At 34.3% G+C, this 15407-nt stretch carries 13 protein-coding genes and 1 pseudogene; 11 read left to right on the plus strand and 3 right to left on the minus strand.

Translation table 11 applies throughout. The features are described 5' to 3' along the window. Positions 1 to 79 precede the first annotated feature (79 nt). From JMUB898_RS03120 to JMUB898_RS03130, 3 genes are all read left to right on the plus strand, one after another. Complete coding sequence (locus JMUB898_RS03120) at positions 80 to 406, plus strand: YnfA family protein (RefSeq protein WP_002443923.1); 327 nt, start codon at positions 80 to 82, stop codon at positions 404 to 406. Between the two features lie 29 nt (positions 407 to 435). Then, positions 436 to 1446: an aldose epimerase family protein gene (locus JMUB898_RS03125; RefSeq protein ID WP_002443921.1), complete on the plus strand. Its 1011-nt coding sequence runs from the start codon at positions 436 to 438 to the stop codon at positions 1444 to 1446. 290 nt (positions 1447 to 1736) lie between these two features. After that, entirely contained in the window at positions 1737 to 2426 is a 690-nt protein-coding gene (locus tag JMUB898_RS03130) for a ribose 5-phosphate isomerase A (RefSeq protein WP_002443919.1), read from the plus strand. A 58-nt stretch (positions 2427 to 2484) separates the two neighbouring features. Here the strand turns inward: JMUB898_RS03130 and JMUB898_RS03135 are convergent, their stop codons facing one another. Then, the gene (locus tag JMUB898_RS03135; RefSeq protein WP_002443917.1) at positions 2485 to 3561 is read right to left on the minus strand and encodes a peptidoglycan release complex CPBP-like subunit SdpC; all 1077 of its coding nucleotides are present in this window, start codon (positions 3559 to 3561) and stop codon (positions 2485 to 2487) included. A 248-nt stretch (positions 3562 to 3809) separates the two neighbouring features. Here JMUB898_RS03135 and hutG point away from each other — a divergent pair, with 248 nt between their 5' ends. After that, positions 3810 to 4745, plus strand: coding sequence for a formimidoylglutamase (hutG, locus tag JMUB898_RS03140; protein WP_002443915.1), 936 nt, complete (start codon positions 3810 to 3812; stop codon positions 4743 to 4745). A gap of 91 nt (positions 4746 to 4836) precedes the next feature. Here hutG and JMUB898_RS03145 read toward each other — a convergent pair. Next, a pseudogene (locus tag JMUB898_RS03145) lies at positions 4837 to 5706 on the minus strand (LysR substrate-binding domain-containing protein). 270 nt (positions 5707 to 5976) lie between these two features. On the opposite strand from JMUB898_RS03145, the gene hutU reads away from it, so the two are divergent. The 7 genes from hutU to JMUB898_RS03180 all read left to right on the plus strand — a co-directional run bounded on the left by hutU (position 5977) and on the right by JMUB898_RS03180 (position 14446). Next, on the plus strand, positions 5977 to 7638 hold the full coding sequence (gene hutU / locus JMUB898_RS03150; protein ID WP_126501903.1) for a urocanate hydratase: 1662 nt from the start codon (positions 5977 to 5979) through the stop codon (positions 7636 to 7638). Beyond that, complete coding sequence (hutI, locus tag JMUB898_RS03155; protein ID WP_002443911.1) at positions 7638 to 8873, plus strand: imidazolonepropionase; 1236 nt, start codon at positions 7638 to 7640, stop codon at positions 8871 to 8873. Before hutU ends, hutI begins: the two co-directional genes overlap by 1 nt. Positions 8874 to 9206: 333 nt before the next feature. Then, on the plus strand, positions 9207 to 10328 hold the full coding sequence (locus JMUB898_RS03160) for an amidohydrolase (protein WP_044466798.1): 1122 nt from the start codon (positions 9207 to 9209) through the stop codon (positions 10326 to 10328). A gap of 131 nt (positions 10329 to 10459) precedes the next feature. After that, on the plus strand, positions 10460 to 11341 hold the full coding sequence (locus JMUB898_RS03165) for an SDR family oxidoreductase (protein WP_002443907.1): 882 nt from the start codon (positions 10460 to 10462) through the stop codon (positions 11339 to 11341). A gap of 262 nt (positions 11342 to 11603) precedes the next feature. Continuing rightward, positions 11604 to 12203 (plus strand): hypothetical protein, encoded by a 600-nt coding sequence (locus tag JMUB898_RS03170; RefSeq protein ID WP_232019007.1) that lies wholly within the window; start codon positions 11604 to 11606, stop codon positions 12201 to 12203. 294 nt (positions 12204 to 12497) lie between these two features. Beyond that, positions 12498 to 13799, plus strand: coding sequence for a Na+/H+ antiporter NhaC family protein (locus tag JMUB898_RS03175; protein ID WP_002443902.1), 1302 nt, complete (start codon positions 12498 to 12500; stop codon positions 13797 to 13799). 131 nt (positions 13800 to 13930) lie between these two features. Beyond that, positions 13931 to 14446 (plus strand): SRPBCC family protein, encoded by a 516-nt coding sequence (locus JMUB898_RS03180; RefSeq protein ID WP_002443901.1) that lies wholly within the window; start codon positions 13931 to 13933, stop codon positions 14444 to 14446. A gap of 61 nt (positions 14447 to 14507) precedes the next feature. Here the strand turns inward: JMUB898_RS03180 and JMUB898_RS03185 are convergent, their stop codons facing one another. Continuing rightward, positions 14508 to 15269 (minus strand): MurR/RpiR family transcriptional regulator, encoded by a 762-nt coding sequence (locus JMUB898_RS03185; RefSeq protein ID WP_002443900.1) that lies wholly within the window; start codon positions 15267 to 15269, stop codon positions 14508 to 14510. Positions 15270 to 15407 lie beyond the last annotated feature (138 nt).

Genomic DNA, 15407 nt, shown 5'->3' on the forward strand with positions numbered 1-15407 from the left:
AAATACTATTCTTATTTATAACTGAACTACCCCTTCGTTATAGTGAATAGGATAAATTTTAAAGGTGGTGCATTGTATCGTGTTTTATTCTGCGTTTATTTTCATCATAGCAGGCCTCTGTGAAATTGGTGGAGGCTATTTAATATGGTTATGGTTAAGGGAAGGCCATTCATATTGGCTAGGTTTATTAGGTGGTATGATACTCATACTATATGGCGTAGTGGCCACGTTTCAGGCGTTTCCGACATTCGGTAGAGTATATGCTGCATATGGTGGTGTGTTTATTATTATGAGCCTTCTTTGGGCTTTTGTGATAGATAAACAGACGCCAGATAAATATGACATTATTGGCGCCTTAATTTGTATGATAGGCGTATTAGTGATGTTATTACCTAGTAGAGCTTAATTTAACGTGGTTGAAAGGGAGATTATGTAATGATAGTTGAAGTTGAGCATCAAAGACATGATGTTGATTTAATTAAAATTGATAATGATGAAACGAAGATTGTATTTACGAATTACGGGGCTAGAATCGTTTCTTGGAAGTATCACGACAATAATATTATTTTAGGGAATGTTGTAGAAGCTGATGAATTCTATTTTGAAAATCCTTTTAATTTTGGTGCCACTATCGGTCGCTATGCAGGTAGAATTGCCAATGCTTCATTTGAATTAGAGGGACAAACATATGAATTAGAAGCAAATCAGCATCCACACCATATACACGGTGGCTCTAAAGGTTTAGATACTAGAATTTTTGATTATGAAATTGTAGACGAAATTGGCCAGATTAAAGTCATTTTCACAACAACGATTAAAGAAAAGGAAGATCATTATCCGGGCGATATGACTATTAAAGTCACACACACTTACGATGCTGATCAACGCTGGACGATACAATATGAAGCGGAATCCACGCAAAAAACGCTATTTAATCCAACAAATCATGTGTACTTTAATTTAAATCGAGATAATAATGTTGTTGATAATCACAAAATATCAAGTTCTTCTTTAAAAATGTTTACTTTGGATGATAACCATATTGTGAAACAAGAAGCGCCACTTGATTTCTATGATGTATTTAAAGAAAAGAGTGTACTGTTTAAAGATATATTTAATAGTACAAATGAAAAACTTCATCAGCAAATGCAACGTTATAAAGGTTTAGATCATCCATTTGAGGTAGGAGAGCGTCAACTTCTTATTGATAATAATGAGTTTGAATTAAAAGTCGAAACAGATATGCCACATATGGTGATATATACTTTTAATGAACCACAAAATTGGGATAGTGATTTCAATATTTATAAATCTCATTCTGGATTTACTGTGGAAACTCAAAATCTCCCTAATGATATCAACATGTATGGTGAGAAAGCGCAGTCTATTTTAGAAGCACATACGCCTTATCTTTCTAAAACAAGCTATCAAATTAATGAAAAGTAAATAATTAATTGAAAACGTCGGGTCTCCATTTTATGAAACTGAAATGGTAACTCGACGTTTTTAATATTTTGACTTTACAGAGTGTGTGATTTCTAGATGAATGGGGATGTTTTAAATGAGGAGCTGCTATCAATTCAAGTTGCTTACTTTTTAAATATTGAGATGATTGAACTCTAATTTTAAAAGAGAAAAAGTATGAAAATTAATTTCATTATCTAAAGGTATTTAAAAATAATTAAACTCATGTAAAATGAAATTAAGGAAATTAGAGAAAAGGGGATAATCAGCAAATGAAAGACGTAAAAGAACTTAAACTCATGACGTTAGATGATGTGATTAGTCAGATAGAAGATGGTATGACGCTTGGGATAGGGACTGGAAGTACAATCGAATTGCTAGTACCTAGAATTGCTGAATTGGTTCATCAACATCATTACGATATTACTGGCGTATGTACATCAAATAAAACGGCCTTTCTGGCGAAAGAATTAGATATTAAAATTGTTGAGGTTAATGATGTCAATCACATTGACTTAGCTATCGACGGTGCTGATGAAGTAGATCCAAACCTTAACCTTATTAAAGGTGGTGGCGGTGCACTATTCAGAGAGAAAGTGATTGATGAAATGGCTGAAAGATTCGTTGTCATTGCTGATGAAAATAAACTTGTTGATTATTTAGGGCAAACGTTTGTATTACCAGTTGAAGTAGATAAGTTTAATTGGTATCAAGTAGCGAAAAGAATAGAAGACATTCAAGGAGTGAAAGTTAATAGACGCGTGAATGAGGATGTTCCATTTACGACAGATAATGGAAATTACATATTAGATTGTACATTGCCAGAAGGCATTGACCCTTATGACATGCATGAATTTTTAATACATCTAACGGGTGTATTAGAAACAGGTTACTTCCTTGATATGACGGATCAGGTAATTGTGGGAACACAAGATGGCGTTAAAATTATGAATAAAGCGTAGAATATATAAAAAGAACTTGAGGGTTACAAAATGCCTCAAGTTCTTTTTATAGGTTTTGTTATTCTTTTTTAGTTGAATCTTCGGTAGTTTGTTCTTCTGCTTCGTTGATTTCATCTTTCGCATCGCTAACTACAGATGAATGACGGTCTTCTGTGTAAGACGCACTATCCTTTAAATCTGAGTTGTCAGTATGCGTTTGTTCAGAATCAACTGCTGAGTGTGATTCATCTTTTGGTTTCTCAACGTTTTCCTTTTCAGAGTCAGCTTCTTTGGAACGATTGTTCACGCCTTCGAAATCATCCTCTTCAGTATGGTCTAAATAGTTGTTAGGTTCAACTTCTTCTAAACTTTGCTTTGTTGTTTTATAAACAATAGCACGAATGATTAAACTTAACACGATGAAGACAACACCTACAAGAGTTGTTGAGATCGCAATGACTTTCATTGAGAAAAGATCGCCGGTTTCCTCACTAAATAAGAATACTAATGCAAATGTCATCGCAGCATGGAAGACTGTAGCAATGTAAATGGTACGTCCTTGAGTAGCTCTGATTAATTCACCGATAATCATTGAAAACGCAAATGTATATAAGAAATGGTAACCAGCATATTCCAGACCGTATGTAGTATTAGCAGTAAAGATTGAATAAATAATACCTACAACAATACTTGCAAAGAAAGTGTTCATCTTTGTTTCAAGAATATTTTGTAAGTATGAACGGAAACCAAATTCAGTAACAAAAGCCATTAAAATATGGCCAATTAATATTGTAATTAATGATACTGATAAATCTGATGTTTGTAATAAGATGAAACTATCAGCAAAAGTATTAAAGCTATACATACCAATCATAAGAATAATTAATGGTAAGATAAGCGCTAAAATAAGTCGTTCAATAACCTTTAAACTGATTGAAAACTTTAACCCTGCTAATTGTTCTTTTTTATACTTAAATACTAAAATACATACAATTGATGCTATTAAAGGTGCTAAATCTTTGATGTCAAAAACAAATCGTTTAACTCCAATGGATACTTGGAAATCTCTAAGTATAACGGCTAAGGCCATTGTTATAACAAAGAAGACAAAGACCATCATAGCCCATTGAAACCCAGAAATTCGAGAGTTCTTCATTTTATGTAACCTCCATTAGGTAACAAGCTAAATTTATTTTATTTACAATTATACATCTTACAAGGAGATGTTTAAATTGTCTATTTTAATTATCATCAAAATGTAATAGTCTTGAATCATTTTGTTAGCTAATCGTAATTAAATATTTTCTTTTCAGGGTATCAAAATATTACAAGCGTTGAATTCAAATACACCAATAGTTATACTTTATTTAACTATTGTGATTAACAAATCAAGGGGGAAGTATCATGTATAGACTTGCTGAACGTGATTTATGGACAGGTCGTCTAGATAGTGAAACAGATGTAAAACAATTTAGACACTTTCAAACTGTAAAATTTGGTGATTTATCGAAAGTTGAAAAATCTGGGACACGAAAAGGGGTAGGTATATTAGGGTATGCTGTTGATAAAGGCGTCGAATTAAATAAAGGACGTGTAGGTGCAAAAGAAGGCCCGAATGCGATTAAAAAGGCGTTTGCAGGTTTGCCAGATTTAAATCAATGTGAAGAACTTGTTGATTATGGCAATGTCGAGCATGATCACGACGCCCTGATTGATACTCAAAAAGAATATGCAGAGTTAGCTGCTAAATCTATTCAAAATCATAAGCAAACATTTTTACTTGGTGGCGGACACGATATTGCTTATGCACAATACTTAGCTACGCGTAAGGTTTACCCTAACGAATCTATTGGCGTCATCAATATTGATGCCCACTTTGATACACGTGATGAAGGTGAGTCTACCTCAGGCACAAGCTTTAGACAAATATTAGAGCAAGATGATAACGCTGATTACATGGTATTAGGTATATCACAAGGTGGTAATACTCAAGGATTATTTGATTATGCTAAAGAGAAACATGTTCAATATGTTTATGCTGATGAATTGTTAAACCAAGTGTCTCCCCCAATTAAAGATATGATAGAGCATTTTATTCATGATCATGACATTATTATGTTTACCGTTTGTATGGATGTTGTGGATAGCGCGTTTGCGCCCGGGGTAAGCGCACCAGCTGTACTAGGTATCTATCCTCACACTGTATTTGAATTAGCTAAACGTATTATACCAAGTGAGAAGGTTGCTTCAATCAGTATTGCTGAAATGAATCCTCAATATGATTTAGACAATCGCACTGCGAAACTTGTAGCAAACTTAGTACATCACTTCTTAATTTAACTCCTTGAAAATGTAAGCAAAATGACTACGTTAATTATAAATAAAACACCTGTAAAAGTTAGGATGATGATTCCCACTTTTACAGGTGTTTCTAAATATCCCAGTAATCTAAACATTGTTGTATTAAAGACATGACTTGTTCTGAATGTTTACGTTTTTTTAAATAATTAATAAAAATCTTGCGTCCTAAGTTAGGACGTATTTTTATACTATCTAAATTCTTGGCAAAATAAGACTGATAATAAAAGCGAGGCACAATTGCATAACCGAGATTTAAATGCACAAAGTTTGTAGCAGATTCAAAACGATCTGTTTCCACTACAATATTTGGAAATTCATTTCTTCTATTAAAATAATCGTCTAGATGCTTGCGTACTTGCGAATTTTTATTTGGCATAATGAGAGGCAGATTTTCTATTTTAATTGTCTTTTGATTTGGAAATTCATTTTTAGGGGTGAGTAAAACATATGGTTCTTCATATAGAGGGATAGACGCAATATCTTCGTGATTAATTTTTTCATTGGTTAGCGCAAAATGTACATCGAAATTAAGTAACTGATCAATAGAATCGCTTCTATCGTGAACTTCATACATACGATATTGTTGATCTGGAAAACTTTTATGATGTATCTGTGTGACTTTAGCTATCCACTGACTTGTAGATTCCAATATGCCCATTTTAATTCTTGGTTCTGATGTAATGTTTAAATCATACATCTTTTCAACAGTAGAACGATATTCCTGAACTAATTGTGTCGCATACTTATAAAACTGAATGCCTTTTTCGGTGATTTTGATATCTTTCGTAGTCCTCATAAATAAGTCATAACCTAAATCTGCTTCCATTTTTTTAATTGTAGCGGTCAATTAAGGTTGACTAATATGTAAAAAGTTAGAAGCTTTTGTAAAACTATTGTATTTAACTATAGCCAAAAAATATTCTAGCTGAATGATTTTCATGTAAAGCACCCCGTATTTATAGTTTTAAGTTATAAATGATTAGTTTATTTATATTTGTTGTCTATATCTCAGACTATTATACTGTAATTACAAAATATTTGCTGTGTTAAGTCGTTTAACGCATTGAATATTTTGAATAATTTAATTAATTTTAGTACTCTTTTCCCTATTTTATAATATTCAATCACAAAAGAAATTTGTTTTTAGAAAAAATGAATAACAATCAATTTGAAAATGCATGTAAACAATAATCAGATGGGAGAGATTGACATGAGAGAAATTCACGCTAAAAAAGGGTTAGACATTGAGTGTAAAGGTTGGGAACAAGAAGCGGTATTAAGAATGTTATATAACAACTTAGATCCTGAAGTTGCTGAGCATCCTGAAGAATTAGTTGTTTATGGTGGGATTGGTAAAGCTGCTCGTAACTGGAAAGCATTCGAAGCAATTGAAAACACATTACGCGATTTAGAAGCAGATGAAACAATGTTAGTTCAATCTGGTAAACCAGTTGCAGTGTTTAAAACTCATGAAGAAGCACCACGTGTATTAATTTCAAACTCTGTGTTAGTTCCTGAATGGGCAAATTGGGATCACTTTAATGAACTCGATAAAAAAGGCTTAATCATGTATGGACAAATGACTGCAGGAAGTTGGATTTATATCGGTTCTCAAGGTATTGTTCAAGGAACTTATGAAACATTCGCTGAACTTGCTAAGCTAGAATACAATAGCGATTTAACAGGGACTATTACATTAACTGCTGGCTTAGGCGGTATGGGTGGCGCACAACCACTAGCAGTTACGATGAATAATGGTGTTGCCATTTGTGTAGATGTAGATGAAACACGCGTTGATAAACGTGTTGAAACTAATTATTGTGATGTTAAATCTACAGATTTAGACGAAGCATTGAAAATGGCACAAGAAGCTAAAGATAAAGGGGAAGCATTATCCATTGGCTTAGTAGGTAATGCTGTAGATGTTCATAAAGCAATTTTAGACAAAGGTTTCAAAATAGATATCATCACGGACCAAACAAGTGCGCATGATCCATTGAATGGTTATGTGCCACAAGGTTATTCAGTGGAAGAAGCAAAACAATTACGTAAAGAAGATCCTAAAAAATACGTTGAATTAGCTGAGGCTTCAATGGCTAAACATGTTGAACTCATGTTAGAGTTCCAAAAAAATGGTGCTGTAGCTTTCGACTATGGTAACAACATTCGCCAAGTTGCCTATAATAATGGTGTTGAAAATGCCTTCGATTTTCCTGGGTTCGTTCCAGCGTATATTCGTCCGTTATTCTGTGAAGGTAAAGGGCCTTTCCGCTTTGCAGCATTAAGCGGTGATCCAAAAGACATTGAACGTGCTGACGAAGAAATGAGAAAGTTATTCCCAGAAAATGAAAAATTGTTAAGATGGTTAGATTTAGCGGAAGAAAAAATATCTTATCAAGGATTGCCATCCAGAATTGCATGGTTAGGTTATGGTGAACGTGCAAAAATGGGGTTAGCTCTAAACAAACTTGTACGTGATGGTGAAATATCTGCCCCAATCGTTATTGGACGTGATCATTTAGACTCTGGTTCAGTCGCTAGTCCAAACCGTGAAACTGAAGGCATGAAAGATGGCAGTGATGCAGTTGGTGACTGGGCTGTATTAAACGCATTAATTAATACTGCAGCTGGCGGTTCTTGGATTTCATTCCACCACGGTGGCGGTGTAGGAATGGGCTATTCACTACATGCTGGTATGGTTGTTGTGGCTGATGGATCAGAACGTGCGGAGAGAAGATTAGGACGAGTACTTACTACAGATCCGGGTATGGGAGTAGCAAGACACGTTGATGCAGGTTATGATATTGCGATTCAAACAGCTAAAGAAAAAGGTGTCAAAATTCCAATGATTGATGAAGCAGGTGATAAATAATGAATGATTTAATTATCCAAAATATTCAAGAATTGATTTTACCTAAATCTACTGACAAACCTTTAAAGGGTAGAGAGTTAGATGAATTAGAAGTTGTTGAAAATGGCACGGTAGTCGTTAAAGATGGCAAAGTCGTTTATTCTGGCCCTCATACAGATGAATATGAAGCAAATGAAACAATTGATGCTACTGGTAAGGTTGTTTCACCTGCGCTTGTTGACGCACATACGCACTTTATATTTGGCGGTTCACGTGAGCATGAAATGTCTCTCAAACGTCAAGGTAAATCATATTTAGAAATTCTTGAGTCTGGTGGAGGCATTCTTTCAACTGTTAAATCTACACGAGAAATTAGTGAGGAAGACCTTTTCAAAAAAGCAGAGCATGATTTATTAACTATGATTAAACATGGTGTGCTTACGATAGAAAGTAAAAGTGGATATGGTTTAGATAAAGAAAATGAATTGAAACAATTACGAGTGTCTAATCAATTAGCTGATAAATATAATTTGGATATCAAACATACTTTCTTAGGACCTCATGCGGTGCCTGAAGAAGCTGAATCGAATGAAGCATTCTTAGAAGAAATGATTGAATTACTTCCTGAAGTTAGAAAATATGCTGACTTTGCAGATATTTTCTGTGAAACGGGAGTATTCTCAGTGGAAGAATCTAAGCGTTATATGGAAAAAGCTAAAGAAGCTGGCTTTAAAGTTAAAATTCATGCAGATGAAATTGATCCATTAGGTGGTTTAGAATTGGCAATTGATGAGGAGGCTATTTCTGCAGATCACTTAGTAGCATCTAGTGAAGAAGGTAAAGCCAAATTAAAAAATAGTGATACAGTGGCTGTGTTATTACCAGCTACGACATTCTATTTAGATAAAAATGATTATGCTGATGCACGTGGCATGATTAATAATGGCGGTGCGATTGCAGTGGCAACTGATTATAATCCAGGTAGTAGTGTAACGAATAACTTACAACTTGCCATGGCTATAGCAGCTTTAAAATTAAAATTATCTCCTAATGAAGTATGGAACGCTGTGACAGTGAATGCTGCAAAAGCTATTGATGCTGACGCAGGTACGATTAATGAAGGTGACAAAGCAAATATCGTCATTTGGGATGCACCTAACCATGAATATATTCCATATCATTTTGGTATTAATCATGCTCAAAAAGTGATTAAAGATGGCAAGGTTGTTGTTGATAATGAATTTAAATTAGATTAGTTGATGTGTGAATCACAAATGCACTAGGAAATTAAACTTAATCAAGGAGCCCTTAAAATGAATTGATGTACATTCGTTTTAGGGGCTCGTTCTATATCAATAAAGCTTTCAGATAAAAATATTACTAAAATATTTGATGAAAATAAAAGTATGTAGTGGATATTTTTCAATAACGTAACGATTAAACTTTTCTTATTAGAAACGCTATGTATATAATTTAAGAAAATTCGAAATATTCGAAATGTAAAGACCATTTATTAGAACTCGGTCATTTCAGGTTCTATTTTATATTTGTTTTACAGTCATTTTCGAAAAGAAGGGGTTGAATCAAAGATGGCCAATTATTCAGATTATGTCAATTGGAGACGTACATTTCATCAATATCCAGAGCTCTCCAAAAAAGAGTTTGAAACAACAAAACGTTTAAAACGAATATTAGAAAGTTATCATATTTCGATTTTGGATTTACCTTTAGAGACAGGTTTAGTTGCTGAGATAGGACAAGGAGAACCCATGGTAGCTGTGAGAACTGATATTGATGCCTTACCTATAACGGAACAAGTGGTGCATGAATTTACTTCGACAAATGAAGGTGTCATGCACGCATGTGGGCATGATATTCATATGGCGAGTATATTAGCTGTTGCAACACAACTTAAAGCGATAGAAAGTGAATTGAATGGACGTGTGAGAATACTTTTTCAAGCTTCGGAAGAATTAGGCGATGGTGCTATTAAACTAAGTCAAACGGGGGCACTTGAAGGTGTGAAAGCGGTGCTAGGTTATCATAATTATCCAACTCTAGATATAGGAGAATTTGCAATCAAAAGTGGTGTGACAACGTCAGCAGTAGATCGTTTTGAATTTCATATTCAAGGAAAGGGCGCACATGCTGCGAAACCTGAACAAGGTAATGATCCAGTTATCGTAGTAGGTCAGTTGATAAATAGTTTACAATCCATTGTAAGCCGTAATTTATCAGCATTTGATAGTGCAGTCATAACAATAGGTGAAGTATCTTGTGGTAATACTTGGAATGTGATTGCTGACCAAGCGTATATTCAAGGTACGGTGCGTACATTCGATGCTGAAAAACGTCAATATATAGAACAGCGTATGCACGAAATTTCTGAAGGGTTGTCTCAAGCATTTAATGTTGAAATGGAATTGACCTATACACAGTTACCAGGTGCTGTCGTCAACGATGAGAACTTAACAGACCAAGCGATAGAAGTTGCTAAAGAAGTAGGATATCACGTTCATATGATGACAGAACCGCTCACTATCGGAGAAGATTTCTCAGGTTACACGAAAGATTATCCTGGTGTTTTTGCGTTCATTGGTTCAAATAGTAAGTACGATTTACATCATCCTAAATATGATCCTGATGAACGTATCCTTGAAAAAGTACCAACATACTTTGTGAAACTTGTGCAGAAATTGTTAAAGGGGTAATGATTGATTTCAAATATTGTTTTTGTGATAAATTCGTGCTGTTAAATTCATTTTCCGAAAATAAAATATGATTAAATAATGAGAAATTGTGGGTATAAATAACAGAAACTACAATTAGGAGATGATGATTGATGTCAGCACAAGATCCTAGAAACAAATTTAAAACGACGGATTATGAAAAACAAGAGCAAGCGTTACCAGGATTACAATCCAAGATGACGCCACAACCAGATTGCGGAGAAACATCCTATGATGGGCATGGGAGATTAAAAGGTTATAAGATGTTAGTCACTGGTGGTGATTCTGCAATCGGACGCGCTGCTGCAATAGCCTATGCCAAAGAAGGCGCAGATGTCGCTATTAACTATTTACCTAGTGAAGAAGATGATGCACAAGAAGTGAAACAAGTGATTGAGGGTGTTGGACAAACAGCTATCCTTATTCCTGGTGATTTAAGAGATGAACAATTTAACTACGATATGGTTGAAACAGCCTATATTAAATTAGGCGGTTTAGACAATGTTACTTTAGTTGCGGGCCATCAACAATATCATGATGATATCCATGGGTTTAATACAGAAGCATTTGCGGAAACGTTTGAAACGAATGTTTATCCTGTGTTCTGGACTGTTCAAAAAGCTTTAGAATACTTAAAACCAGGCGCATCAATTACTACAACGTCATCCGTCCAAGGTTATAACCCAAGTCCGATACTACATGATTACGCTGCATCAAAGGCTGCTATTATTTCATTAACGAAAAGTTTTTCAGAAGAACTTGGCGCAAAAGGAATTAGAGTAAACTGTGTGGCACCTGGTCCATTCTGGTCACCACTTCAAATTACAGGCGGACAACCACAAAGTGCTATACCTCAATTTGGCCAACAAACACCTCTTGGACGTGCAGGTCAACCCGTAGAGCTCTCAGGCACATATGTATTGCTAGCTTCAGAGGATTCTAGCTATACTACAGGACAAGTGTTTGGTGTCACTGGCGGTACACAAATCGACTAAAAGGTTACGGACACCGTTTTTATTAAATTATCATTCAACAATGTCATTCGAGTTCCTAAAATGAAGAATTTAAAATTCATTTTAGGAGCTTTTTTACTTTGATAGAGGTGCCAGTTTGTTTTGAGTAGAAAGTGTGGCATTTTCCTCAATTGAAGCGAATGGAAGCGATTTGATAAACGCAGATGATTTCATGTACCATGTATGTAAGGATAATGGTTCTAAGTAAGATGATGGGCAAATAAAAAGAACAAGGTGATACTGCGTGAGAACATTCTTAATTAGATTTTTACCTTACATTTTATTAACTATAGGAATAGGTAGCATCATAATATTTAATTATAATCCAATTATTACGATTTCAATATTTCTTGTACTTTGTATATATAACGTTTTAGTCAATCTTTATTTAGTTAATGAAAATATAACAAAGGGCATGATTTGGATTCACCCCATTATTGATCGTATATTAGGAGCGATAGCCGCTATCGTTTATTTGGGTATGTTTTCATGGGTGATTTTAAGACATATTACCTTTCCTACTGTATTTTTTATAGTGTTATTGACTGGTTTAATTACACTTTACCTAGAATATAAACTTAAAATTATTGATGATAAAAAAGGGAAGCAAGAAAAATATATAAACGATACAAGTATGGCTGACTATAAGGTTGTGTCACATCGCACTGAAAAAATATTTAAAATAACTTCAATTATCACAACGGTAATGAGTATTTTACTTATCATTTTGAGTTTGTATTTAAAATGGTGGATTTTATTTGGCGTATCAATAGCATTATTAATTATAGTCGCTATTGCCTTATCAATTTATGAAAAATATTTTACGACGCGTATTGAAGAATAATTTTTAAAAAGCTATGTATTTTAAGTATTGACGTTGTAACTATAATCTTGTAATGTTAGACACAATTCGCGTAGCTTATCAAGATAAGTTGAGAGCTGGACAAAGAAGTTTCTGCAATGTTGTATCGTATACAATGACTTACAATCTTAATGATCCTTGGCGCCAAGTCTCAAGATAGAGAATTTCATTAATGAAGTTCTACAAGCATTACAAGATGGGAGCGGGATGCCGAAATCGTTCTTTGAGAATCAGATTTCTGTTTCGCTCCTATTTTTATGGAAAGTAGGTTGAATAATGGAGAAAATAAAGAAAGGTAACGCATGGGCGCTACTCCCATTACTTCTATTTGTATTACTATTTCTAGGCGTGGGAATCGTTTCTGGCGATTTCACAACGATGCCTTTAAATGTAGCGATCACAATTACAGTAATTGTTGCCTTACTTATGAATAGAAAGGAATCCTTCGCTAAGAAGGTAGAAGTATTTACAAAAGGTGCTGGACATTCGAATATTATTTTGATGATGTTGATCTTCATTTTAGCGGGTGCCTTTTCAACTACAGCAGAAAAAATGGGCGGTGTCACATCCACAGTTAACTTAGGATTATCACTTATCCCACAGAATTTAATCATAGTAGGATTATTTGTGATATGTATGTTTGTGTCTATTTCAATGGGAACGTCTGTGGGTACAGTAGCTGCCATTGCGCCAGTAGGTTTTGGATTTGCTCAAGCTACGGATGTGCCTGCAGCTTTAGCGATGGCTACAGTTGTTGGTGGTGCGATGTTTGGAGATAACCTTTCAATGATTTCAGATACAACGATTGCTGCTGTTAGGACCCAAAGAACTAAAATGAGTGATAAATTTAGAGTTAATTTTAAAATTGTCTTGCCTGGAGCAATCCTGACAATTATTATTCTGTTCTTATTAACTAATGGTATTTCAATTGATCATGCTAAAAATTATGACTATAACTTATTCAAAGTCATTCCATACTTATTAGTATTAATTCTTGCGCTCATAGGGGTCAACGTCATTATTGTATTAATCGGCGGTACAGCGTTAGCAGGTGTGATTGGATTAATAGATGGCTCATTCGGTTGGAAAGGGCTACTTAGTGCTGTATCTAAAGGGATTATTGGTATGGAAGATATTGCAATGATAGCCTTACTCATAGGTGGACTCGTAGGTATTATTCAACACAATGGCGGTATAGATTGGTTACTACAATTCGTCCGTTCTAAAGTGAAATCAAAACGTGGTGCTGAATTAGGCATTGCTAGTTTAGTGAGTGCGGCTGATATTTCTACTGCTAATAATACGATTTCTATTATTATGGCAGGACCGTTAGCTAAAAATATTGCAGATGAATATGATGTTGATCCTAGGAAATCAGCAAGTATACTAGATATTTTTGGTGGTTGTTTCCAAGGATTATTACCGTATAGTCCTCAAGTGATTTCAGCAGCTGGCGTAGCAGGTATATCTCCATTTTTACTTGTTCCATACAGTATCTATCCGATTTTACTTGGCGTATGTGGCTTAGTAGCGATTATTTTGAGGGTCCCACGACTGGACCATAAATCCAAAAAGTAAATAGCAAAATTGAAGGAGGCTAAAAGTGCTCAGTCGTTTTTAGCTTCTTTTTAATATTAAGAGCATTCATAGTTTGTGACATAGCTTAAATACGTTAGAATAGAATTAAGAGTGAAAGTAGGTGAAAGATAGTGGCAAAATATAATGTAGAGAATGAACACGTAGAAATCGACATTGAACGATTATTAAAATTTACTCCAGAAGTAGTGTATGAAGCGTGGACGAAAGAAGAGCTTCTCAAACAATGGTTTATGACTACGCAACGTACAAATCAATCTTTTGAAGCGGATATTCAAGAAGGCGGACAGTATCGAATTGTAGACCGTAGAAATGGCAAACAAAATGTGATTGAAGGTACATACAAGGAACTAGTGTTAGATGAGTATGTGAAGATGACAATTGGCATGCCAGGATTGAGTGAAGAAGAGGATATTATCGAAGTGGAATTCTTCGAACGTGAAAATGGTGGCACTCAAATGCTCTTCTACTATCGCTCATTAGTTGAGAAAGAAAGACGTTTAACTACATTGGAGTATAAACAAAAGAAAAAAGAATATCATGATTCAACAGCACATGGATTTGAATTAATGATTGATCAGATGCAAAATGTTCTAGAAGAACGTGAAGAACAACAAAGTCATACTTAATAAAATCGCAAGCATTAGTGTAGTAAGCATGTTGACCTTACTACGATTGCTTGCGATTTTTTTATGTTAATTCATTTTTCTCTTTGCGTTCATTATATTTTCTTAAAAGTGTTTCGAAAAAGATGTGATAACTGATAAAACTTGAATAATCTGTACCATCATTTAAGTAAAACGTATTACTAGATACATAAACATTATAATTTGCTTGTTGTGCCAAGGAATTATCCTTCATCGTCGTGACGGAAATGAAATACTTTTGTCTTAATTGAAGTAGTTGTGTTACTTCTGTTAACTGATAAGTTTCCCCAGATAATGAAATAATAAAGAACAAATCTTTGGGAACAGTTTTATTTAAAACCATTTTTAATTCATGAATATCGTGAAGAAGAATGATATTTTTGTGCATGGTCAGTAAAATACGTTGCGCTTCTTCTGCCACATTCATTTGAGCACGACCGGTGCCATATAAATAGATTGTTGTTGCTTCGTGCATTTTGCTCGTTAATAAATTATAATCTACACGATCGAGATAACTAAAGGTGTTCTCAATTTCTTGTTTGAATTGTTCAATTAAATCAGAGGGGAGTTGATTTTTCTTTTCATTTTCAAATTTTAAAAAGGATTTAAAGTCACTATAACCATCAAATCCTAACTTACGTGTGAAACGATGAATCGTCGCATTAGAAGCATGCGTATGTATAGCTAAATCTTGAATTTTCATATTTTTACAGTCTTCGATATGTGTATTTACATAATGTGCGATTTGTATATCGTTATCATTTAAATTATCGAAATTAGAATTTACACGTTCATCTAATATCATCTCAACACCTCAATATTATTTATTGAAAAAATTTCCGCACAATGAAAATATAATCTGATTATACAAAATAGTTTCAAAATCCGTCAACGTCATTGTAGTAATGTAAGCGTTTACTATATATTGAAATTAAGTTATTTA

Origin of the sequence: Staphylococcus caprae, assembly GCF_003966625.1 — a bacterium.
Taxonomy (GTDB): Bacteria; Bacillota; Bacilli; order Staphylococcales; family Staphylococcaceae; genus Staphylococcus; species Staphylococcus caprae.

Bases quoted from the DNA above. Each gene is read 5' to 3' on its own strand.
- JMUB898_RS03175 (WP_002443902.1), top strand. From the start codon at position 12,498: ATGGAGAAAATAAAGAAAGGTAACGCATGGGCGCTACTCCCATTACTT.
- hutG (WP_002443915.1), top strand. From the start codon at position 3,810: ATGTATAGACTTGCTGAACGTGATTTATGGACAGGTCGTCTAGATAGT.
- hutI (WP_002443911.1), top strand. From the start codon at position 7,638: ATGAATGATTTAATTATCCAAAATATTCAAGAATTGATTTTACCTAAA.
- JMUB898_RS03160 (WP_044466798.1), top strand. From the start codon at position 9,207: ATGGCCAATTATTCAGATTATGTCAATTGGAGACGTACATTTCATCAA.
- hutU (WP_126501903.1), top strand. From the start codon at position 5,977: ATGAGAGAAATTCACGCTAAAAAAGGGTTAGACATTGAGTGTAAAGGT.
- JMUB898_RS03130 (WP_002443919.1), top strand. From the start codon at position 1,737: ATGAAAGACGTAAAAGAACTTAAACTCATGACGTTAGATGATGTGATT.
- JMUB898_RS03135 (WP_002443917.1), bottom strand. From the start codon at position 3,561: ATGAAGAACTCTCGAATTTCTGGGTTTCAATGGGCTATGATGGTCTTT.
- JMUB898_RS03165 (WP_002443907.1), top strand. From the start codon at position 10,460: ATGTCAGCACAAGATCCTAGAAACAAATTTAAAACGACGGATTATGAA.
- JMUB898_RS03125 (WP_002443921.1), top strand. From the start codon at position 436: ATGATAGTTGAAGTTGAGCATCAAAGACATGATGTTGATTTAATTAAA.
- JMUB898_RS03185 (WP_002443900.1), bottom strand. From the start codon at position 15,269: ATGATATTAGATGAACGTGTAAATTCTAATTTCGATAATTTAAATGAT.